At 64.6% G+C, this 19,588-nt stretch carries 20 protein-coding genes and 1 tRNA gene; 16 read left to right on the forward strand and 5 right to left on the reverse strand.

Going from position 1 to position 19,588, the window contains the following annotated elements:
• Positions 1–100: 100 nt before the first annotated feature.
• From FHW58_RS01615 to FHW58_RS01625, 3 genes are read right to left on the reverse strand one after another with little or no spacing between them, the layout of a single operon-like run.
• The gene (locus FHW58_RS01615; RefSeq protein WP_179671348.1) at positions 101–1,003 is read right to left on the reverse strand and encodes a carbohydrate kinase; all 903 of its coding nucleotides are present in this window, start codon (positions 1,001–1,003) and stop codon (positions 101–103) included.
• Between the two features lies 1 nt (position 1,004).
• Entirely contained in the window at positions 1,005–2,213 is a 1,209-nt protein-coding gene (locus tag FHW58_RS01620; protein ID WP_179671349.1) for an AGE family epimerase/isomerase, read from the reverse strand.
• A gap of 2 nt (positions 2,214–2,215) precedes the next feature.
• Entirely contained in the window at positions 2,216–3,244 is a 1,029-nt protein-coding gene (locus FHW58_RS01625) for a LacI family DNA-binding transcriptional regulator (protein WP_179671350.1), read from the reverse strand.
• Between the two features lie 268 nt (positions 3,245–3,512).
• Between FHW58_RS01625 and FHW58_RS01630 the strand changes: the two genes are divergently transcribed.
• Genes FHW58_RS01630 through axe2C form a run of 3 tightly spaced genes read left to right on the forward strand, consistent with a single transcriptional unit; the run spans position 3,513 to position 6,639 of the window.
• Positions 3,513–4,835 carry a cellulase family glycosylhydrolase gene (locus FHW58_RS01630; protein ID WP_229265011.1) on the forward strand — a complete coding sequence of 441 codons (1,323 nt, stop codon included), beginning with the start codon at positions 3,513–3,515 and terminating at the stop codon, positions 4,833–4,835.
• Positions 4,836–4,852: 17 nt separating this feature from the next.
• Positions 4,853–5,587 (forward strand): GDSL-type esterase/lipase family protein, encoded by a 735-nt coding sequence (locus FHW58_RS01635; RefSeq protein ID WP_179671351.1) that lies wholly within the window; start codon positions 4,853–4,855, stop codon positions 5,585–5,587.
• A gap of 2 nt (positions 5,588–5,589) precedes the next feature.
• Positions 5,590–6,639: a bifunctional acetylxylan esterase/glucomannan deacetylase AxeC2 gene (gene axe2C / locus FHW58_RS01640; RefSeq protein ID WP_179671352.1), complete on the forward strand. Its 1,050-nt coding sequence runs from the start codon at positions 5,590–5,592 to the stop codon at positions 6,637–6,639.
• Here axe2C and FHW58_RS01645 read toward each other — a convergent pair.
• Together FHW58_RS01645 and FHW58_RS01650 are read right to left on the reverse strand one after the other, a co-directional pair.
• Positions 6,626–7,309 carry an LrgB family protein gene (locus FHW58_RS01645; protein WP_179671353.1) on the reverse strand — a complete coding sequence of 228 codons (684 nt, stop codon included), beginning with the start codon at positions 7,307–7,309 and terminating at the stop codon, positions 6,626–6,628. The two genes, axe2C and FHW58_RS01645, sit on opposite strands and share 14 nt — an antisense overlap.
• A complete protein-coding gene (locus FHW58_RS01650; protein WP_179671354.1) occupies positions 7,306–7,704 on the reverse strand; it encodes a CidA/LrgA family protein in 399 nt (132 codons plus the stop codon). The genes FHW58_RS01645 and FHW58_RS01650 overlap by 4 nt, the downstream gene beginning before the upstream one ends.
• 77 nt (positions 7,705–7,781) lie before the next feature.
• On the opposite strand from FHW58_RS01650, the gene FHW58_RS01655 reads away from it, so the two are divergent.
• The 13 genes from FHW58_RS01655 to FHW58_RS01715 all read left to right on the forward strand — a co-directional run bounded on the left by FHW58_RS01655 (position 7,782) and on the right by FHW58_RS01715 (position 19,575).
• On the forward strand, positions 7,782–8,687 hold the full coding sequence (locus FHW58_RS01655; RefSeq protein ID WP_179671355.1) for a LysR substrate-binding domain-containing protein: 906 nt from the start codon (positions 7,782–7,784) through the stop codon (positions 8,685–8,687).
• A gap of 50 nt (positions 8,688–8,737) precedes the next feature.
• Entirely contained in the window at positions 8,738–11,353 is a 2,616-nt protein-coding gene (locus tag FHW58_RS01660) for a family 20 glycosylhydrolase (RefSeq protein ID WP_179671356.1), read from the forward strand.
• Positions 11,354–11,363: 10 nt separating this feature from the next.
• Positions 11,364–12,473 (forward strand): acyltransferase family protein, encoded by a 1,110-nt coding sequence (locus tag FHW58_RS01665; RefSeq protein ID WP_179671357.1) that lies wholly within the window; start codon positions 11,364–11,366, stop codon positions 12,471–12,473.
• Positions 12,474–12,600: 127 nt separating this feature from the next.
• Entirely contained in the window at positions 12,601–13,368 is a 768-nt protein-coding gene (locus FHW58_RS01670; RefSeq protein ID WP_179671358.1) for a GIN domain-containing protein, read from the forward strand.
• A 24-nt stretch (positions 13,369–13,392) separates the two neighbouring features.
• On the forward strand, positions 13,393–14,001 hold the full coding sequence (locus FHW58_RS01675) for a tetratricopeptide repeat protein (protein ID WP_179671359.1): 609 nt from the start codon (positions 13,393–13,395) through the stop codon (positions 13,999–14,001).
• A 99-nt stretch (positions 14,002–14,100) separates the two neighbouring features.
• On the forward strand, positions 14,101–15,081 hold the full coding sequence (locus tag FHW58_RS01680; RefSeq protein ID WP_179671360.1) for an NAD(P)H-quinone oxidoreductase: 981 nt from the start codon (positions 14,101–14,103) through the stop codon (positions 15,079–15,081).
• 126 nt (positions 15,082–15,207) lie between these two features.
• Complete coding sequence (tpiA, locus tag FHW58_RS01685; RefSeq protein ID WP_179671361.1) at positions 15,208–15,954, forward strand: triose-phosphate isomerase; 747 nt, start codon at positions 15,208–15,210, stop codon at positions 15,952–15,954.
• A 69-nt stretch (positions 15,955–16,023) separates the two neighbouring features.
• Positions 16,024–16,443, forward strand: coding sequence for a preprotein translocase subunit SecG (gene secG, locus FHW58_RS01690; RefSeq protein ID WP_179671362.1), 420 nt, complete (start codon positions 16,024–16,026; stop codon positions 16,441–16,443).
• 184 nt (positions 16,444–16,627) lie between these two features.
• Positions 16,628–16,712 (forward strand) — tRNA-Leu (locus tag FHW58_RS01695).
• A gap of 158 nt (positions 16,713–16,870) precedes the next feature.
• Entirely contained in the window at positions 16,871–17,230 is a 360-nt protein-coding gene (locus tag FHW58_RS01700; RefSeq protein WP_072780614.1) for an NADH-quinone oxidoreductase subunit A, read from the forward strand.
• Between the two features lie 3 nt (positions 17,231–17,233).
• Positions 17,234–17,710, forward strand: coding sequence for an NADH-quinone oxidoreductase subunit B family protein (locus tag FHW58_RS01705; RefSeq protein ID WP_008450353.1), 477 nt, complete (start codon positions 17,234–17,236; stop codon positions 17,708–17,710).
• A gap of 18 nt (positions 17,711–17,728) precedes the next feature.
• Positions 17,729–18,322, forward strand: coding sequence for an NADH-quinone oxidoreductase subunit C (locus FHW58_RS01710; protein WP_179671363.1), 594 nt, complete (start codon positions 17,729–17,731; stop codon positions 18,320–18,322).
• Positions 18,322–19,575 carry an NADH-quinone oxidoreductase subunit D gene (locus tag FHW58_RS01715; protein WP_179671364.1) on the forward strand — a complete coding sequence of 418 codons (1,254 nt, stop codon included), beginning with the start codon at positions 18,322–18,324 and terminating at the stop codon, positions 19,573–19,575. The genes FHW58_RS01710 and FHW58_RS01715 overlap by 1 nt, the downstream gene beginning before the upstream one ends.
• Positions 19,576–19,588 lie beyond the last annotated feature (13 nt).

Consider the following 19,588-nt stretch of genomic DNA (forward strand, 5'->3'; position numbering starts at 1 on the left):
CCTCCTCATGACATCACCCCAAAACGAAAGGGTCTGACCCCGTACGGGGTCAGACCCTGGCCGCAGCGGTGTGCGGGTTTCCGGGGTGCCGCCGGCAGCACTACAACAGCGCTTCGATATCCTTCAGCGACGGGGAGGCAGCACCCCGCGATAGGCATGCTGCAGCGCCAGCGGCCACGCAGAAACGCAAATGCTGCAGCGGCTCCGCCTGCGGACGATGCATCATGCTCCACGCCAGCGCGGCGATGCTGGCATCCCCCGCGCCAACCGTATCCACCACCTCGATCTTCGGCGCCGGCAGCGACCACGCCGCGTCGCCCACGTGCAGCGAAGCGCCGGCAGCGCCCTTGGTGTACAGATAGGTGGCCGACGGATTCCATCCGCGCAGCGTGGCAAACGCACCGTCAATGTCGCGGGTCCGGAACAAGCCCTCCAGATCCTCCTCCGACACCTTGACCACGTCCGCCAACGCCGTCATGCGCCGCAGCGTGGCGTCATACCGCTCATCCATCAGCAGCCGGTAATTGGGATCGTAGCTGATGCGCACCCCGCCCGCCTTCAACTGCTCCGCCAGCGCCACCAGCTTGCCGGCCAGCGGCGCGCGCGCCAGGCTGATGCCGCCAAAATGCGCCCACTGGCAATGCACCCGCCAGCCCTGCGGCAGCAGATCGGCGTCGAAATGTAAATCCGCGCTATCGTCGCCAACAAAGAAGTACGCCGGCGGATCGGTGCGATGCACGATGGCCAGCAGCGGTGAGCGCGCGTGCCGCTGCAGGAAGCGTACATCCAGCCGCGCCGCCTCGCTGGCGCGCCACAGCGCATCGCCGAACACGTCCTGGCTGATGGCGCCGGCGAACGCGGTCGGCACCTCCAGCTTCGCCATCGCCCGCGCCACGTTCCAGGTCGAGCCGCCCACCTGGCCCAGCCAGTGCTGCTGCGCCGCGTCCTGCACGATCATATCGGTGAGCGCCTCGCCGGCTGCCACGAACAGGGGAAAATCCATCTCAGTCCTTCACCACGTTCAGCACTTCGTAGCAGGCGCCCATCGTGTGGTAATCCACCTTGCCGGCCGGGCTCTTTTCGTCGGTCAGCTTGCTGTTGTCGGCGCCGAGGATGCGATACCAGGCGCCATACTGATGGTCGACGAAATGCGCCCAGCTGTAGGCCCAGATCTTGTCGTACCACGTCCAGTAGCGCGCCTCGCCGGTGCGCGCCGCCAGCAGCGCCGCCGTGGCCAGGCTCTCCGCCTGCACCCAGAAGTACTTGAGATCGTCGCAGATGCTGCCATCCGGCGCGAAACCGTAGTAGATGCCGCCGTGTTCATGATCCCAGGCTTTGGCCAGCGCGGCGTCGAACAGCTCCACCGCGCGCGGCAGCAGCCAGCGCGGATTCATCGACAGCTGCGCGCCATGGCGCTCCAGCAGCAACAGCAGCTTGGCCCACTCGGTCAGGTGGCCCGGCTGGTAGCCCCAGGGGCGGAAGATGTTGGTCTTGTCGTTGCGGTTGTACTCCGCATCCACGGACCAGTCATCGTGATAGTGCTCCCACACCATGTTGTCGGCCAGCGCCGCCTGGCGGATGGTGATGTTGTGCGCCAGCGTTTCGGCGCGCAGCAGGTAGTCGCGGTTGCCGGTCGCTTCAAAGGCGGCGATCAGCGCCTCGCAGGCGTGCATGTTGGCGTTCTGGCCGCGATAGTTGTCCACGCGCGACCAGTCGGCGCTGGCTTCGTCCGCGTACAGGCCGTGTTGCGGTTCCCAGAAGCGGCGCTCCATCAGCGCGAAGGTTTCGGTGATCCATTCGGCCGCCTGCGTTTCGCCGGCCATCAGCGCGTGGCTGTACGCCAGCAGCACGAAGGCCAGGCCGTAGCAGTGGTTGGTGCCGTCAATGACACCGCGCACGCCGTCCTTCCATTCCAGCTGCCAGGCATAGCCGCCGGTATGCGGATCGCGGTGGACGTCGCGCAGGAAGGCCAGCGCGTGGCGCAGACGCTGGCGGTCTTCCGTATCCCCGAACTGCCGCCACGCCATCGCATAGTTGAAGACGAAGCGCGTGCTGCTGACCAGATGGCGCGTGTGCGCATCGTAGACGGTGCCGTCGTCCTTGTAGAAGTGATACAGGCCGCCGCTGGGGTCGACGCAGCGGCTGTCGTAGAACTGTTTGGTATGGCGGATGTGGTTGAGCAGGGTGGTGCGGGATCGGAAATCAGGGGCCATTATCAGGTCCGTTTGAAGTTGAGTAGGTTCTTGGGGCGCCAGCCTTCCGTGACCGTGCTGGCGCGGATGATTAATTCCACCGGCGAGATTTTTTCCACCGGCTCGTCGGGCTGGCCGTTGAGCAGCAGGTCCACGCCCAGCGCACCCAGCGCCTTCTTGTCGATGCGCAGCGTGGTCAGGGGACGGTGCCCCAGCACGGCGGTGGAGATGTCGTCGAAGCCGACAATGGCGACGTCGTGCGGCACCTTCAGTCCCCTGGCCAGGCAGCAGCGCATGGCCACCAGCGCGGCGCTGTCGTTGTAGCAGAACACCGCGTCCGGTGGATGCGGCAGATCGAGGAGCTGCTCCATCGCCTCCCAGGCGCCGGTTTCGAGGTCGACGCCATCCGGCAGGCAGGCCTCCAGGCGCGGATCGGCCAGGATGCCTTCCTCGAACAGGGCCTGGCGGTAGCCGCGCGCGCGTTCGCGGATCGAGTAGTGCGCCAGCGGGCCGGAGATGAAGCCCACCCGGGTGCGGCCGGTGTCGATCAGGTGCCGGGTCGCCAGGTAGCCGCCCATCATATTGTCCGGATTGACGGAGCTGTAGCCGCGCAGCTTCATATCGATCAGCACCAGCTGCTTGCCGGTCGAGCGCAGGGCGCTCAGCGTCTCCGGCTCGAAGAAGCCGGCGCAGACGATGCCGTCCGGCGCGTGCATGCGGATCTGGTCGATCAGGCCATCGGCCGGCCCCACCGCCATGAAGGACAGCACGATGCCCTGCTTGCGGCACGCTTCCTCGGCGCCATGCAGCACCTGGGAGTAGAACGGGCTGCTGGCGGCGGTGTTGTGCTGGCGGTGCAGCAGGAAGGTCAGGCGGCGCAGCCGCTTCGGCCGCAGCTTGCAAAAGTCGTATCCCAGCGTACGCGCCGTTTCCAGCACCATCTGGCGGGTAGCTTCGGTCAGGCCGGGTTCATTTTTCAGCGCGCGTGAAATCGTCCCCGCCGACACGCCAGCGACCCGGGCGATGTCCCTGATCGTGATGTTCGTGCCCATTCTTGTCAATCTCCTACGGTATGAGCGCAGTCTTGCATAGCGTCTGTTGACGGTCAAACGCGACCGGCAATCGGCCGTCGAGTTTAGCGCAATTTACTAAACAAGCCGGCTTTAGCCCCGAACACCCATCCGCGCCCCGTTGCGCCGGCGCCGGTGTGTTTAGTGGCGCGCGCTAAACTGCACCCGGATGACGCCTGCTGTTTGACCGTGCGCCGGCGGCCATGCAAAATCGATTGCATTAATATAAAAATCACCCGAGGAGCGAGACTTGAGACCACTGTACCGATTTTGCGCGGCCGCGCTGATGGCCGCCAGTTGCGGCATCGTCGCGGCGGCGCCGGCCGCCGGCAGCGACTTTGTGACCGTCAACCAGACACATTTCGCCCACAAGGGGCAGGCGTATTACATCGTCGGCGCCAACTTCTGGTACGGCGGTTATCTGGGCGCGGCCAGCGGTGTGGGCGATCGCGCGCGCCTGCTGAAAGAGCTGGATAACATGAAGGCCATCGGCATCAACAACCTGCGCGTGTTGGCGGTGTCCGAAAAAACCGACATGAAGAGCGCCGTGCGCCCGGCTACCACCAACGCGCCGGGGCAGTATGACGAAACGCTGCTGGCCGGCCTGGACTTCCTGATGGCGGAAGTGGCCAAGCGCGACATGACCGTGGTGCTTTACCTGAACAACTTCTGGCAGTGGTCGGGCGGCATGACGCAGTACCTGAACTGGTTTGAGGGCACGCCGGCGCTGGACCCGAACGTGACCAGGGATTACGACACCTACATGCGGAAAACCGCCGGCTTTTACCGCAATGCCGCCGCGCAGGCCGAGTACCGCAAGGTCATCGCCAGCATCGTCAAGCGCGTGAACACCATCACCGGCAAGCCGTACACCGAGGACACCCACATCCTGTCGTGGCAACTGGCCAACGAGCCGCGTCCGGGCAACGGCAAGGCCACGCCGGAAGAAAAGGCGGTCTACGTCAAGTGGATCGACGAGACGGCGGGCTACATCCATGGCCTCGACCGGAACCACCTGGTCAGCAGCGGCAGCGAAGGCCTGGCCGGCTCGGCGCAGGATGCGCAGCTGTACCTCGACGCGCACCGCACCCAACATATCGACTACCTGACGTATCATCTGTGGCCGAAGAACTGGAACTGGTTCGACTCACACAATCCGGACGGCAGCTGGGACAACGCCATCGGCAAAAGCCGCGATTACCTGAACACGCACATCGAGCTGGCCAAAAAGCTGGGCAAGCCCATCGTGCTGGAGGAATTTGGCCTGGACCGTGATGGTCCGTCGTTCAGCGTCAAGGCCACCACCCACATCCGCGACCGCTTCTACCGCGAGGTGTTCGAGATCGTCACCACGCGCGCGAAGAAAGGCGATCCGATCGCCGGCTTCAATTTCTGGGCCTGGGGCGGCGCCGGCCGCGCCGCCAATGCGGACTACTGGTGGAAGCCGGGTAATGACTTTGTCGGCGATCCGCCGCAGGAAGAGCAGGGCCTGTACTCCGTGTTCGACTCGGACGTGACCTCGCTCATCCTGATCAAGGAATACGGCGACAAGCTCCACGCGATCAAGCGCTAAAACAACTGAAAAGGAAAATGATGCGTAAATTGTTGATTTCTCTGCTGCTGGCGGCCGCCTGCTTGCCGGCGATGTCGGCGGTGGCGGCGGATGGCGCCTCCTGCAGCCTGACCCCCATGCCGCGCCAGAAAGACTACCCATGGATGTCGATCGCGCGCTGGCACCAGTTCTTTGATGAGGACGTGGCGGTGGCCGACAAGGGCGGTGTGGATCTGCTGTTCGTCGGCGATTCGATCACCGAAATGTGGAACCAGGCGGTGTTCGACCGCGCCTTTGGCGGCTGGCGCACTGCCAACTTCGGCGTCGGCGGCGACCACACCGGCAACCTGTTGTGGCGCCTGCAGAACGGCCACGCCGAAAAGCTGCGCCCCAAGGCGGTGGTGCTGACTATTGGTGTCAACAACTTCAACTTCTGCGACGCCACGCCGGAGCAAGCCTACCAGGGCGTCAAGGCGGTGGTGGAACTGCTGCGCAAGATCTACCCGGATGCGCGCATCCTGCTGAACGCCGTGCTGCCATATGGCCAGACCACGCAGAGCCCGCAGCGTCTCAAGGTGGTGGAACTGAACCGCATGGTGGCCAACCTGAACGATGGCCAGCATGTGTTCTACCAGGACTATGGCCTGTTCTTCCTGCAACCGAACGGCGACATGTCGGCCGACGTCATGCCCGATTTCCTGCACCCCAGCCCCAGGGGCTACCAGATCTGGGCGGACGCCATGCTGCCGGCGATCCGCAAGCTGATGGAGTGAACATGATGCGCGCATTTGCCATAGCCTTGCTGGCCGCGGCGGCCGCCGCGGCCGGGATCGCGGGCGCCGCCACCATGCCGGCCAGCGATCCGCACGTGACGATCATGGGGCGCACGCAGCTTGCCGAGCGTGGCGCCGTGCGTTTCAGCTACCCCGGCGTGACCTTCTACGTGAACTTTGAAGGTACGCGCCTGAGCGCAAACGCCGAGGCCAGCGGAGCGTTCAGCTACCTGGACGTAATCGTCGACGGCGCGGCCCGCAAAGTGCATCTTGCCGAAGGGCGCCAGACGCTGGCGCTGGCCGAAGGGCTGGCGCCAGGACCGCACACGGTGGAAGTCGTCAACCGCACGGAAACCTGGCAGGGCACCGCCAGCCTGCTGAATTTCGACACCGACGGCACCTGGCGCGCCGCCACGCAGCTACCCGCGCGCAAGCTGCTGATCCTGGGCGACTCCATCACCTGTGGCGCGGTGATCGACCGGGTGCCGGGCGACGACAAAGGCGCGGCATCGGGCAATCCGCGCGTGTCTTACGGCATGGTGTTGGCGCGCCAGCTCAACGCGCAAGTGCAACTGGTGTGCTACGGCGGCCGAGGCCTGATCCGCACCTGGGAAGGCAAGACCAATGACCTCAACCTGGCGGACTACTATGGCATGGCGCTGCCCACCCAGCCCTCCGCCGTGCCCTGGGACCAGCGCAACTACCGGCCGGACGCCATCCTCATCGCCATCGGCACCAACGACATGACGCCAGGCATTCCGGAGCGCGAGCAGTATGTGACGGCCTACGTGTCGCTGCTGCGCACACTGCTGAAGGACCATCCGCAGGCGCAAATCATGTTGACGGAGGGCGGCATGCTGCATGGGGAAAAACAGGCGGCGTTGCGCAGCTATATCGAGGACACGGTACGCCGTGTCGGCGATCAGCGCGTCCACGCGATCAGGTCGACCGGCTATCCGGGCGATGAAAAGAATGCCCACCCCACGCGCGAACAGAACACCAGCATCGCCAACGACCTGCTGCCGCAGGTGAAGGCGGTCATGCGCTGGTGAGGATGTGGCCCAGCCACGGCGCCAGCAGCACCATCAGCACGCCGCTGAAGATCATGGTGAGGCTGGCGACCGCGCCTTCCTGCGGGCCGATGGCGCGCGCCTTGCTCAAGCCGAAACCGTGCGCCGCCGCGCCGTACGGCGCACCGCGCGCGATGCGCATGCGCAGCGGTAGGCGCGCCAGCAGCACTTGTCCCAGCAGGATGCCGAACAAGCCGGTGATGATGACAAAGACGCCGGTCAGTTGCGCAGAGCCGCCCAGGTGGCGCGTGGCTTCCAGCGCAAACGGCGTGGACACCGAGCGCGCCAGCAGGCTTTGCGCCAGGCTGCCGTGCAGGCCAAGCACGCGGTCCAGCAGCAGCGTGCTGCCCAGCGAGGCGACGATGCCGGCCACGCTGCCCAGCGACAGCGCCAGCCAGTGCTCCTTCACCAGGTCGCGGTACTGATAGATCGGCAGCGCAAACGCCACCGTCGCCGGGCCGAGCAGCCACGATAGCCAGCGCGTATCGCCGAAGTAGACGGGGAAGGGCGTGGACGACAGCTGCACCACCGCGATCAGCACCGCCGACGTGGCAATGGCGGGCGTCAGCCAGACGCGCGGATAACGCTTGTGCAGCGCCTGATTCGCATAGAACAGGCCCAGTGTCAGCAGCAGGAACAGCAGCGGCTTCACGCGGCACGCTCCGCGCGCAGGCGGCGCAGCTTGCGTCCCCGCTCAAAGCGGCATACCCATTCGACGGTGAATGCCGTGGCCAGCATTACGCAGGTGAAGCCGATGCCGATGGCCGCAAACAGCCGCAGCCCGTCCTCCTTCAGCAGGCCGGTGAACTGCACCACCGACACCACCAGCGGAATGAAAAACAGCAGCATGTTCGACAGCAGCCAGTCCGCGCCGTGCTCAATGACGGCCGGCCGCAGCACGCCGCTTTGCAGCAGGACGACCATGATGATCAGGCCAACCACGCCCCCGGAAAAGGGCAGTCCGACCCAGGACGAGAAGCGGTCGGCCGCATACCACGCCGCGATCAGCCCCAGGACCTGCATCAGTGTGTAGACAATTCGTTTCATATTGCCATTCTAGGTGTTGGCGGATAAAAGATAAAATGAATTAAAATTATTAAAATCATTCTGAATTGGAATAGATCATGGACATCCGCGCGCTGCGCTATTTCGTCGCTGTCGTCGACCACCAGAGCTTCAGCCGCGCCGCCGAGGCGCTGTACGTGACGCAGCCGACGGTCAGCAAGATGATCCAGCAGCTGGAGCAGTCGCTCGACCTCACGCTGCTGGAGCGCGTGGGCAAGCGCTTCACGCTGACCGACGCCGGCAACGTGGTGCTGCAGCGCGGCCGGGCGCTGCTGGCCATGCATGAAGAGATGGGCGTGGAGCTGCAGGACCTGCAGCAGCTGCGGCGCGGCGACCTGCGCATCGGCGTCACCCAGCAGTCGCATGCCTCGCTGGCGCCGCTGCTGGCGGCGTATCACCAGCGTTATCCGCAGATAGAGCTCAAGCTGTTCGAAGGCGGTTCGCAGGGCATCGAGGCGGACCTGCGCAGCGGCGCGCTGGAGATGGGAACGATGCTGGACTACCCGTCCAACGCCGCCGTATGGCAGGAGTTCGAGTCCTTCCCGCTGCTCACATCGCCCATTTGCCTGCTGGCGCCCAGGGATTCGCCCTGGCGCGGCCGGCGCGGCGTCAAGCTGGGCGAGCTGGCCGACTGCGCGTTCATCTTCTACGGCGAAGGCTTCGCGCTGAACGAGGTGATGGCCGACGCCTGCCTGCGCGCCGGTTTCACGCCGCGCATCAGTGGCCGCAGTGGCCAGTGGGATTTCGTCGCCTCGCTGGTGCGACTGGGCGTGGGCGTCACGCTGCTGCCCAAGGTGTTCTGTGACACGCTGGAAAAGGGCCGCTTCACGGTGGTGCGGCTGGAACAGCCGGCGCTGGACTGGAAGCTGATGCTGGCCTGGCGGCGCGGCGGCCACCTGTCGTTCGCGGCGCGCGCCTGGCTCGATCTGGTGCGCAGTAAAGCCGCTGGCCGTGCGCAGTCATAGTAATATGGCAAGCCCACGGTTTGGCGGCGGCCACTTTTAACAGGACGGATATGCAGATTCAATACAGGAGCGTTGTGCTGGCGCTGATGTTGATGGCCGGCGGCCCGGCGTGGCCGCAGGCGGCAACGTCGCAGCCGGTGGCGGATCGGGGCGCGTTGGCCGGCGTGGCGCGCGGCGCCAGCATCAAGCTGCGGTGGGAGTTGGTGCGCAATGTGTTCAGCGACAGCGCGCCGGGCGGCAGCACGCAGGCGCGCCTGATCCTGCGGAATCTGGACACGCGGCCGCTGCCGGCGCGGGGCTGGTCGCTGTACCTGAACTGGATGGAGGGCGTGGCAACCGGGCCGCTGTCGGGCAATCTGGTGTTGGAACAGGTGGCGGGCAATCTGTTTCGCATTCGTCCGGCGCCGGGGTTTGCCGGCGTGGCGCCGGGACAGACGCTGAATATCGATTACGTTCATCCGGACTTGGTGATCAAGCTGGCCAAGGCGCCGGTGGGACCGTACCTGGTGTATGACGCGGCGCCGGATGTCGGACAGGCCATTGCGGACTACGAACTGTTGCCGGTGACGCGGCCGGAGCAGCTGGACAAGGGCAACAGCGGCGCCAAGCCGGTGGTGACGCCGCAGGATACCTATCGCCGCAACACCAGCGCTGATTTGCTGCCGGCGGACGCGCTGCCGATGGTGCTGCCAACGCCGCTGTCGCTGTGGCGCGGCAGCGGCACGCTGCGCCTGCCCGTTGCGCCAGCCATCGTGGCGCCGGCATCGCTCGGCAACGAGGCTGCGCTGGCGCGCTCGCTGTTCGGCGCCGCCGCACCGGTGCGGAGTGCGCGGGATGGCGCTGCGGCACCGGGTGTTGCGGCGCCGGGTGCCGCGTCCGCCGCGCCGCAATTGCGGCTGAGCACCGGCAAGGTGCCGGGCCAATCCTCGCCGGAAGCGTACGCGCTGACGATCGACGACAACGGCATCGCCATCGTCGGCAACAGCGCGGCCGGCGTGGCGTATGGCCTGCAATCGCTGCGCGACTTGCTGCCGCTGCCGGGCGCCGCCCCAAATGGCGTCGACCTGCCGCAACTGCAGATCGTCGACGCGCCGCGCTTTGGCTACCGCGGTTTCCAGCTCGACGTCGGCCGCAACTTCCACACCAAGGAAACGGTGTTCAAGTGGCTGGACCTGATGGCGCGCTACAAGCTGAATGCATTCCACTTCCACCTGACCGAGGATGAAGGCTGGCGCCTGGAGATCCCCGGCCTGCCGGAACTGACCAGCATCGGCGCGGTACGCGGCCACAGCGCCAGGCCGGGTGTGCGGCTGCAACCGGCCTACGGCTCCGGCCCAGATCCGAACGACCCGAGCGGCTCCGGCTACTACACCCGGGCCGACTACATCGAGATCCTGCGCTACGCCGCCGCGCGCCACATCGAGGTCATTCCCGAAGTGGAAATGCCCGGCCACGCGCGCGCCGCCGTCAAGGCCATGGAAGCGCGCTACCAGCGCCTGAAAGCCGCCGGCAAGCCGGGCGCCGCCAACTATCTGCTGAGCGATCCGGACGACAAATCGGAATACAAGTCGCCGCAGCTGTACACCGACCATGTGATCAATCCCGGCCTGGAGTCCAGCTACACCTTCATCGACCACGTCATCACCCAGATCGTCGCCATGCACCGGGAGGCCGGCGCGCCGCTGCGCACCATTCACGTCGGCGGCGACGAACTGCCGCGCGGCGCATGGGAAAAGTCGCCGGCCAGCCTGGCGCTGATGCGCGAGAAGCACCTGGAATCCACCGCCGACCTGTGGGACTACTTCTACGACCGCGTGGACGGCATGCTGAAGAAGCACGGCCTGTTCGCCTCCGGCTGGGAGGAGCTGGCCGGCCGCGTCACCACGCTGCGCGGCCAAAGCAAGCTGATACCCAATCCCCTGTTCACCCAGCGCGGCTTCAGCGCCTACGTCTGGAACAACACCGAGGGCGCGGAGGACCTGGCCTACCGCCTGGCCAACGCCGGCTACGACGTGGTGCTGGCGCCGGTGACCAAGATGTACATGGACATGTCGCACAATCCCAATCCCGAGGAGCCGGGCGTCAACTGGGGCGCCTACGTGGAGCTGGACACGGTGTACGACTTCATCCCGCTGGACTACATGAAGAACGCCAATCCGCCGCTGATTGGCAAGGACAGCCTGACCGATTACGGCAAGCGCCACGTGCGCGGCATGGAGGCGACGCTGTTCACCGAGACGATACGCGACCCGTCGCGCATCGATTACCTGGTCATGCCGCGCCTGCTGGCGGTGGCCGAGCGGGCCTGGGCGCCCGATCCAGCATGGGCCACCGAGAACGACGCCGCCAAGGCCACCGCGCTGCATCGCGCCGCGTGGTCGGGCTTCGTCAACGCGCTGGGCCAGCGCGTGCTGCCGCGCCTCGACCTGGAAAAGACCGGCGTCATGTACCGTATCGCGCCACCGGGCCTGATGCTGGACGGCGGGCGGGTACTGGTCAACCACGTGCTGCCGGGGATCACGCTGCGCTACACCAGCGACGGCAGCACACCTACCGCCAACAGCAAGCTGGTGGCGGGCGCCATCGCGGACAAGGGCGTGATCCAGGTAGCGGCCTTTGACCGCAACGGCCGCGCGGGCCTGGTGTCCCGCATCGACAATCCTTGAGGAAGGCTGAATGAACATATCGCAGCAACGTTCGCAAGCCATCGACGTGCTGCGCGGCCTCACGGTCGCGCTGATGATCATGGTGAACATGCCCGGCACGCCGGAAACCGCCTACGCTCCCTTCCTGCACGCCGCCTGGCATGGACTGACGCTGACCGACCTGGTGTTCCCGACCTTTATGTTCGTGGTGGGCACGGCGCTGGCATTCACGCTGGAGAAGTACGAGGGCATGGGCGAGGCAGCGGTGCTGAGGAAAATCTTCACCCGCACGGCGCTGATCTTCCTGTGCGGCTTTCTGATGTACTGGTTCCCGTTCTTCAGCTTTGACCACGGCGTGTCGCTGATGCCGTTCTCCGGCACGCGCGTGTTCGGCGTCCTGCAGCGCATCGCGCTGGGTTACTGCGCGGCCTCGCTGATCCTGCACTACAGCGGCGAGAAGGGCGCGCTGGCGTTCTCGGTGCTGGCGCTGTTGGGCTACTGGGCGCTGATGGCGGCGTTCGGCGATGACACGCTGGAGGGTAACGCGCAGCGCAAGCTGGACCTGCTGCTGCTGGGCGAGGCGCATATGTACCATGGCGAAGGCATCGCCTTCGATCCGGAGGGCATCCTCAGCACGCTGCCGGCCATCGTCAACGTGCTGGCCGGGTATTTCGCCGGACGGCTGGTGCGCCGGCTCGGCGCCAGCTACGAGACGATCGCCAGGCTGCTGCTGGCCGGCGCCGTGCTGGCGGCGCTGGGCCTGAGCTGGAGCAGCGTGTTCCCGCTGAATAAAAAGCTGTGGACCAGTTCCTATACGCTGGTCACCATCGCCATCGACCTCGGCGCGCTGTCGGTGCTGCTGTACGTGATCGACCTGCGCGGGCGGCGCGGCTGGACCTATTTCTTCGAGGTCTTCGGGCGCAATACCCTGTTTATCTATTTGTTCAGCGAGCTGCTGGCCACACTATTCTTCATCAACCAGATCGGCGGGCTGTCGGTGTTTGACTGGGTCTACCAGCACCTGTTCCGCCCCTGGGCCGGCGCGCGCAACGGCACGCTGCTGTGGGCGGTCACCTATATGCTGGGCTGCTGGCTGGTCGGCTACGCGCTCGACCGCAGGAAAATCTATATCAAGCTCTGACGCGCCTCCCATCCCCGGATATTGTCGTCCAGTCGCCGTTTTGTGCAGTTCGTCGCATTCCGCGTCGGTGGCGCGGTGGCGCGCTTTATGATTATGATAGCTGCAACAACCTCTGAGGAATTCCACAATGAATAAGCTTTTCCAGGTCGGCCTGCTGTTTGCCGCGTTCTGCGCCTTGTTTGGTCGCGCCAGTGCCGCTGACGAGGTCACCGAGACGCGTGTGATCACGATCGACGCCCGCGTGGTGCGCGTCAAGGTGGACGGGGTCATCGATCTCAAGCTGCGCCAGGGCGAGACGCCGTCGCTCAAGATCACCGGCGAAAAGCGCTACATGGACAAGCTGACGGCGTCGCAATCGGGCGACACCTTGCACCTGGAAACCGAGGGGCGCGGCATCAAGGTGGGGCGCGGCACCACCCGCGCCGAGCTGGTGCTGCCCAACCTGCGCGAAGTGGTGTCGGAGGGCGTTGGCTCGACCGACATCAACGGCTTCAGCGGCGACAAGCTGGAGCTGACGATGGACGGCGCCGGCAGCATGAAGCTGGTGGGCGATTACCGCGCGCTCAAGGCCAACCTGGGCGGCGTCGGCAGCATGAATCTGTGGCTCAGCCAGAACGACGAGGCGGACCTCGACCTGCGCGGCGCCGGCTACATCACGCTGGGCGGGCGCAGCAAGCTGCTGAAGGCCAATCTGGGCGGCGTCGGCGGCCTCAACGCGCAGCAGTTCCAGGCCGATTCGGTCAACATCGACCTGAGCGGCCTGGGCAACGCCACCGTGACCGCCAAGACCAACGCCACGCTGAACCTGAGCGGCCTGGGATCGGTCATTGTGTATGGCAAGCCGCTGAACCGCGACGTCAGCGTCGACGGTCTGGGCAAGGTCAGCTGGAAGTAACCACACCCATAGATATAACGCGATATGAACAAATTCATACTAGCAATGGTGATCGCTCTGGGCTGGCCCGCAGCCGCGATGGCCGGATTCGCCGAGGGGGCGACCGCGTACAACGCCAAGAACTATGCGGCGGCGCTGAAGGAGATCCGGCCGCTGGCGCAGGCCGGCAATGCCGATGCCGAGCATCTGTTGGGGCTGATGTACTACATGGGGCGCGGCGTGCCGCAGGACTACAAGGCGGCGCTGGAGTGGCACCGCAAGGCGGCCCTCAAGGGCAAGGCTGACGCGCAGTACGTGGTGGGCGCCATGTATTACACCGGCAACGCGGTGATCCAGGATCACAAGCAGGCGGTGGCATGGTTCCGCAAGGCGGCCGAGCAGGGGCATGTGCAGGCGCAGCAGGTGCTGGGGCTGATGTACCGGTATCACATGGGCGGGGTGCCGCAGGATAACGTGATTGCCTATATGTTGTGGAACCTGGCGGCGGCCGGCGGTTCGGCCAACGCCGCTGAGCAGCGCGGGCAGGTGATGCGGACCATGACGCAGGAGCAGATCGAAGAAGGGCAGGCGTTGTCGGCGGCCTGGAAGCCGAACACCCCCTTACCGCAGAAGTCGCGCACCGGCGGCGGCTGACACCCCTCAGCGACAGAGGGGTCTGACCCCGTACGGGGTCAGACCCCGCAGCGGAGCGCCGTGCGGGGTAAAATTGCCCTTTCTGAGAAAGGCTCCCCCATGCGCGCAATCGAAATCACCCAGCCCGGCCCGGCCGATGTCCTGAAACTGTGCGAACGCCAGATGCCGGTGGTCAAAGCCGGCGAGGTGCTGATCAAGGTCCACGTGGCCGGCGTCAACCGCCCGGACGTGTTCCAGCGCCAGGGCAATTACGCGCCGCCGCCGGGCGCGTCCGACATCCCCGGCCTGGAAGTGGCCGGTGAAATCGTCGACGGCGATCTCGACTACACCACCCTCGATATCGGCGACCACGTCTGCGCTTTGGTGCAGGGCGGCGGCTATGCCGAGTACGTTGTTGCACCAATACAGCAGGTTTTACCGGTCCCGAAGGGCTGGTCGATGCTCGAAGCGGCAACGATTCCGGAAAATTACTTCACAGTCTGGAGCAACGTGTTTGACCGCGCCCATCTGGCCGGCGGCGAGACCTTGTTGGTGCAGGGCGGCAGCTCCGGCATCGGCGTCACCGCCATCCAGCTGGCGTCGGCGATGGGCCACCGTGTGTTTGCCACCGCCGGCTCGGACGACAAGGTGGCGGCCTGCATGAAGCTCGGCGCCGAGCGCGGCATCAACTATAAAACCGAGGATTTCGCCACCGTGGTCAAGTCGCTGACCAACGACCGCGGCGTCGACGTCATCCTCGACATGGTGGCCGGCGACTACCTGCCGCGCGAGCTGTCCTGCCTGGCGGACGATGGCCGCATCGCCATCATCGCCACCCTGGGCGGCGCCAAGGGCACGCTGGACATGGGCCAGGTGCTGCGCCGCCGGCTGACCGTCACCGGCTCGACGCTGCGCCCGCGCTCGGCCGAGTTCAAGGGCGCCATCGCCAAAAAATTGAAGGAACGCGTGTGGCCGATGCTGGCCGAGCGCAAGATCAAGCCGGTGATCCACACCGTCTTCCCGCTGGAGCAGGCGGCCGCCGCCCACGCGCTCATGGAGAGCAGCTCGCATGTGGGAAAAATCATGTTGCAAGTGATCTGAATGGGCTTTTCGTTGTAAAATGCGTAGTAAATTTACGGTTTTTGCTAGCCGGGGATACGCTTTGCCTGTTTGACCCTGCCTTTTTGGGCGCGGTACAATGGCGAGTTATTAATCTTTGGGCTAGCTATGCGTCACAAACTCGTTATCGGCAACTGGAAAATGAACGGCAGCCGCGCCGCCAACACGGCACTGTTGTCCGGCATCGTGGCCGGCCTCAACGATTTTGGGGCGGATTGCGCGGTGTGCGTGCCGGCGCCTTACCTGGCCCAGTGCCAGGCCGAGCTGGCGGGAACGCCGGTGCGCTGGGGCGGCCAGGACCTGTCCGTCCACGCCTGCGGCGCCTACACCGGCGAGGTGTCGGCGGCGATGCTGCTGGACTTTGGCGCCAGTTATGTGCTGTGCGGCCACTCCGAGCGGCGCGCCTACCACCACGAGAGCGACGAACTGGTGGCGCAAAAAACCGTGGCGGCGCTGGCCGCCGGCCTGAGGCCGGTGGTGTGCGTCGGCGAATCGCTGGCGCAGCGCGAGGCGGGGCAGACGGAGGACGTGATCTGCGCCCAGTTGCGGGCGGTGCTGGAGGTGATCGCGGCCGAGGACGTGGCGAAGATGGTGCTGGCCTACGAGCCGGTATGGGCCATCGGCACCGGCCAGACCGCCACGCCGCAGATCGCCCAGGACGCGCACCGCTTCCTGCGCAACTGCCTGGCGGACAAGAACGCGGCGGCGGCCGCCACCGTGCAGATCCTGTACGGCGGCAGCATGAAGCCGGAGAATGCGAAAGAATTGATGGCGCAGCCCGATATCGACGGCGGCCTGATTGGCGGGGCGGCTTTAAAGGCGACTGATTTTCTCGGGATTATTCAGGCGGTTTAAGCGCGCGGCGCGGCAGTAAAAGCGGTAGAAACAAAACGATACAAAACTTTTAATTTGGAATGGAATAACATGGGCTCCTTGTTCAATCTGGTTATCATCGTGCAGGTCATTTCGGCCCTCGCCATTATCGGTCTGGTGCTGCTGCAGCACGGCAAAGGCGCCGACATGGGCGCGGCCTTCGGCTCGGGCGCGTCGGGTAGCCTGTTCGGCGCCACCGGCTCCTCGAACTTCATGTCGAAGTCGACCGGCCTGGCCGCCGCCATCTTCTTCAGCTCGACGCTGGCGCTGTCCTACATCACCACCCACCAGACCAACAATGTCAGCGGCGGCGTGATGGACAAGCTGCCGGCCGCCACCGCGCCGGCGCCGGCCGCCCCGGCCGCCTCGGCACCGGTCAATGCGATTCCGGCAACCCCGACCGCACCGGCCGCGTCCGCACCAGCCGCCGCGCCTGCAACACCGGCGCCTGCAAACTCCATCCCAAAGTAATATAATTGTGTAGTTAATTAGGCGCAGTTGATAATTTTTTAAGTTGTTTGCACATAGTTTTAGCAGTATTGTGGCGAAGTGCTTTTGTGCGGCAAAATAGTTAAAGATTTATCGTTTTTCTTCTTGTTTTAACGCAATTACGGATTAACAACCGCGTGAAAAGGAAGTAAAATAACGGCCTTATGCCGACGTGGTGAAATTGGTAGACACGCTATCTTGAGGGGGTAGTGGCGCAAGCTGTACGAGTTCGAGTCTCGTCGTCGGCACCAGAACATAGGCCAGCAAGGGTGTACCAAGCTGGCTTTTTTACGAGGATGTGTCGTTCGATCCTGGTCTGAGCAGTTTTACGATTGGGGCGAACGTAAGCGCACCGCAGAGCACCGCGATGTGTCCTTTAAACTGATCGTTCAACATAAGCTCATCAATCGTGAACCTCGAAAACTATCTTCCCGTCCTGTTGTTCATCCTCGTCGGTCTCGGCGTAGGCATCGCTCCCCAAGTGCTGGGCCACATTCTCGGTCCGAAAAAACCTGACGCTGCAAAGCTGTCCCCGTATGAATGCGGCTTCGAGGCGTTCGAAGACGCGCGCATGAAGTTCGACGTGCGTTACTACCTCGTCGCGATTCTCTTTATTTTGTTCGATCTGGAAACGGCGTTCTTCTTCCCGTGGGGCGTATCCATGCGCGAACTCGGCTGGCAAGGCTTCGTCACGATGATGGTCTTCATCGCCGAATTCGTGGTCGGTTTCTGGTACATCTGGAAGAAAGGTGCCCTTGATTGGGAATAAGCCATGGCTATTGAAGGCGTATTAAACGAAGGTTTCATCACCACCTCGGCTGACAAGCTGATCAACTGGGCGCGCACGGGTTCGATGTTCCCGATGACGTTCGGTCTGGCTTGCTGCGCAGTCGAAATGATGCACGTGGGCGCGGCCCGTTACGACATGGACCGCTTCGGCGTGGTGTTCCGTCCGTCGCCACGTCAGTCCGACGTGATGATCGTGGCCGGCACGCTGTGCAACAAGATGGCGCCGGCGCTGCGCAAGGTTTACGACCAGATGCCGGAGCCGCGCTGGGTCATCTCGATGGGCTCGTGCGCCAACGGCGGCGGCTACTATCACTACTCCTACTCGGTGGTGCGCGGTTGCGACCGCATCGTGCCGGTCGACGTCTACGTCCCGGGCTGCCCGCCGACCGCTGAGGCGCTGCTGTACGGCATCATGCAGCTGCAGAACAAGATCAAGCGCACCAACACGATCGCACGCTAACGGGGGCGCTACAAAAACATGACTACTCATCTGGAACAACTGCAAACCGCCCTCGGCACCGCCCTGGGCGATCGCGTTACTACCGTGGTCGCGCTGGGCGAGATCACGCTGACCGTCAAGGCCGCCGACTACTACGGCGTGATGCAGACGCTGCGCGACGACCAGTCGCTCGGCTTCGACACCGCCATCGACCTGTGCGGCATCGACTACCTGAACTACGGCGACGGCGCCTGGGACGGCCAGCGCTTTGCCGCCGTGGTGCACCTGCTGTCGGTGCAGCACAACTGGCGCGTGCGCGTGCGCGTGTTCTGCCCGGACGACGACATGCCGCTGCTGCAGTCGATCACCCCGCTGTGGCGCGCCATGAACTGGTACGAGCGCGAAGCGTTCGACATGTTCGGCATCCTGTTCGAGAACCACAACGACCTGCGCCGCATCCTGACCGACTACGGCTTCATCGGCCACCCGTTCCGCAAGGACTTCCCGGTGTCGGGCTACGTCGAAATGCGCTACGACCCGGAACAGAAGCGCGTGGTCTACCAGCCGGTCACCATCGAGCCGCGTGAAAACGTGCCGCGTGTGATCCGCGAAGAAAACTACGGGATTAAATAATGGCTGAGATTAAGAACTACACCCTGAACTTTGGCCCGCAACACCCGGCCGCGCACGGCGTGCTGCGCCTGGTGCTGGAGCTGGACGGCGAAGTGATCCAGCGCGCCGACCCGCACATCGGCCTGCTGCACCGCGGCACCGAGAAGCTGGCCGAGCAAAAGACCTACCTGCAGTCGGTGCCGTACATGGACCGCCTGGACTACGTGTCGATGATGTGCAACGAGCACGCCTACGTGATGGCGATCGAGAAGCTGCTGGGCATCGAGGTGCCGCTGCGCGCCCAGTACATCCGCGTGATGTTCGACGAGATCACCCGCATCCTGAACCACCTGATGTGGCTGGGCGCGCACGCGCTGGACGTCGGCGCCATGGGCCCGTTCCTGTACTGCTTCCGCGACCGCGAAGACCTGTTCGACTGCTACGAGGCGGTGTCGGGCGCGCGCATGCACGCGGCCTACTACCGTCCGGGCGGCGTCTACCGCGACCTGCCGGATGCGATGCCGCAGCACAAGCCGTCGATCATCCGCTCGCAAAAAGCCATCGACAACCTGAACAAGGACCGCCAGGGCTCGATGCTGGACTTCATCGAGGCCTTCACCAGCCGCTTCCCGACCTATGTCGACGAATACGAAACCCTGCTGACCGACAACCGTATCTGGAAACAGCGTACCGTCGGCATCGGCGTGGTGTCGCCGGAAGACGCCAAGGCGATGGGCTTCACCGGCGCCATGCTGCGCGGCTCGGGCATCCAGTGGGACCTGCGCAAGCACCAGCCGTACGAAGTGTACGACCTGATGGATTTCGACATCCCGATCGGCACCAACGGCGACTGCTACGACCGCTACCTGGTGCGCGTGGAAGAACTGCGCCAGTCGAACCGCATCATCAAGCAGTGCGTCGAATGGCTGCGCAACAACCCGGGGCCGGTCATGACCAGCAACCGCAAGGTGGCGCCACCGGGCCGTGTCGACATGAAGACCAACATGGAATCGCTGATCCACCACTTCAAGCTGTTCACCGAGGGCTTCCACGTGCCGCCGGGCGAGGCTTACTGCGCGGTGGAACACCCGAAAGGCGAGTTCGGCGTCTACCTGATGTCCGACGGCGCCAACAAGCCATACCGCGTGAAACTGCGCGCGCCCGACTACGCCCACCTGCAGTCGCTGGACGAAATGGCGCGTGGCCACATGATTGCCGATGCCGTGACCATTATCGGCACGCAGGACATCGTGTTCGGCAGTATTGACCGCTAAGTGCGAGAGGCAA

Origin of the sequence: Duganella sp. 1224, assembly GCF_013408245.1 — a bacterium.
Taxonomy (GTDB): Bacteria; Pseudomonadota; Gammaproteobacteria; order Burkholderiales; family Burkholderiaceae_D; genus Rugamonas.

Excerpts from the sequence above, each read along its gene's own strand:
- FHW58_RS01705 (WP_008450353.1), top strand. The coding sequence starts at position 17,234 with ATGGCTATTGAAGGCGTATTAAACGAAGGTTTCATCACCACCTCGGCT.
- FHW58_RS01635 (WP_179671351.1), top strand. The coding sequence starts at position 4,853 with ATGATGCGTAAATTGTTGATTTCTCTGCTGCTGGCGGCCGCCTGCTTG.
- FHW58_RS01620 (WP_179671349.1), bottom strand. The coding sequence starts at position 2,213 with ATGGCCCCTGATTTCCGATCCCGCACCACCCTGCTCAACCACATCCGC.
- FHW58_RS01715 (WP_179671364.1), top strand. The coding sequence starts at position 18,322 with ATGGCTGAGATTAAGAACTACACCCTGAACTTTGGCCCGCAACACCCG.
- FHW58_RS01625 (WP_179671350.1), bottom strand. The coding sequence starts at position 3,244 with ATGGGCACGAACATCACGATCAGGGACATCGCCCGGGTCGCTGGCGTG.
- tpiA (WP_179671361.1), top strand. The coding sequence starts at position 15,208 with ATGCGTCACAAACTCGTTATCGGCAACTGGAAAATGAACGGCAGCCGC.
- FHW58_RS01670 (WP_179671358.1), top strand. The coding sequence starts at position 12,601 with ATGAATAAGCTTTTCCAGGTCGGCCTGCTGTTTGCCGCGTTCTGCGCC.
- FHW58_RS01615 (WP_179671348.1), bottom strand. The coding sequence starts at position 1,003 with ATGGATTTTCCCCTGTTCGTGGCAGCCGGCGAGGCGCTCACCGATATG.
- FHW58_RS01680 (WP_179671360.1), top strand. The coding sequence starts at position 14,101 with ATGCGCGCAATCGAAATCACCCAGCCCGGCCCGGCCGATGTCCTGAAA.
- FHW58_RS01650 (WP_179671354.1), bottom strand. The coding sequence starts at position 7,704 with ATGAAACGAATTGTCTACACACTGATGCAGGTCCTGGGGCTGATCGCG.
- FHW58_RS01655 (WP_179671355.1), top strand. The coding sequence starts at position 7,782 with ATGGACATCCGCGCGCTGCGCTATTTCGTCGCTGTCGTCGACCACCAG.
- FHW58_RS01660 (WP_179671356.1), top strand. The coding sequence starts at position 8,738 with ATGCAGATTCAATACAGGAGCGTTGTGCTGGCGCTGATGTTGATGGCC.
- FHW58_RS01675 (WP_179671359.1), top strand. The coding sequence starts at position 13,393 with ATGAACAAATTCATACTAGCAATGGTGATCGCTCTGGGCTGGCCCGCA.
- FHW58_RS01710 (WP_179671363.1), top strand. The coding sequence starts at position 17,729 with ATGACTACTCATCTGGAACAACTGCAAACCGCCCTCGGCACCGCCCTG.
- secG (WP_179671362.1), top strand. The coding sequence starts at position 16,024 with ATGGGCTCCTTGTTCAATCTGGTTATCATCGTGCAGGTCATTTCGGCC.
- axe2C (WP_179671352.1), top strand. The coding sequence starts at position 5,590 with ATGATGCGCGCATTTGCCATAGCCTTGCTGGCCGCGGCGGCCGCCGCG.
- FHW58_RS01665 (WP_179671357.1), top strand. The coding sequence starts at position 11,364 with ATGAACATATCGCAGCAACGTTCGCAAGCCATCGACGTGCTGCGCGGC.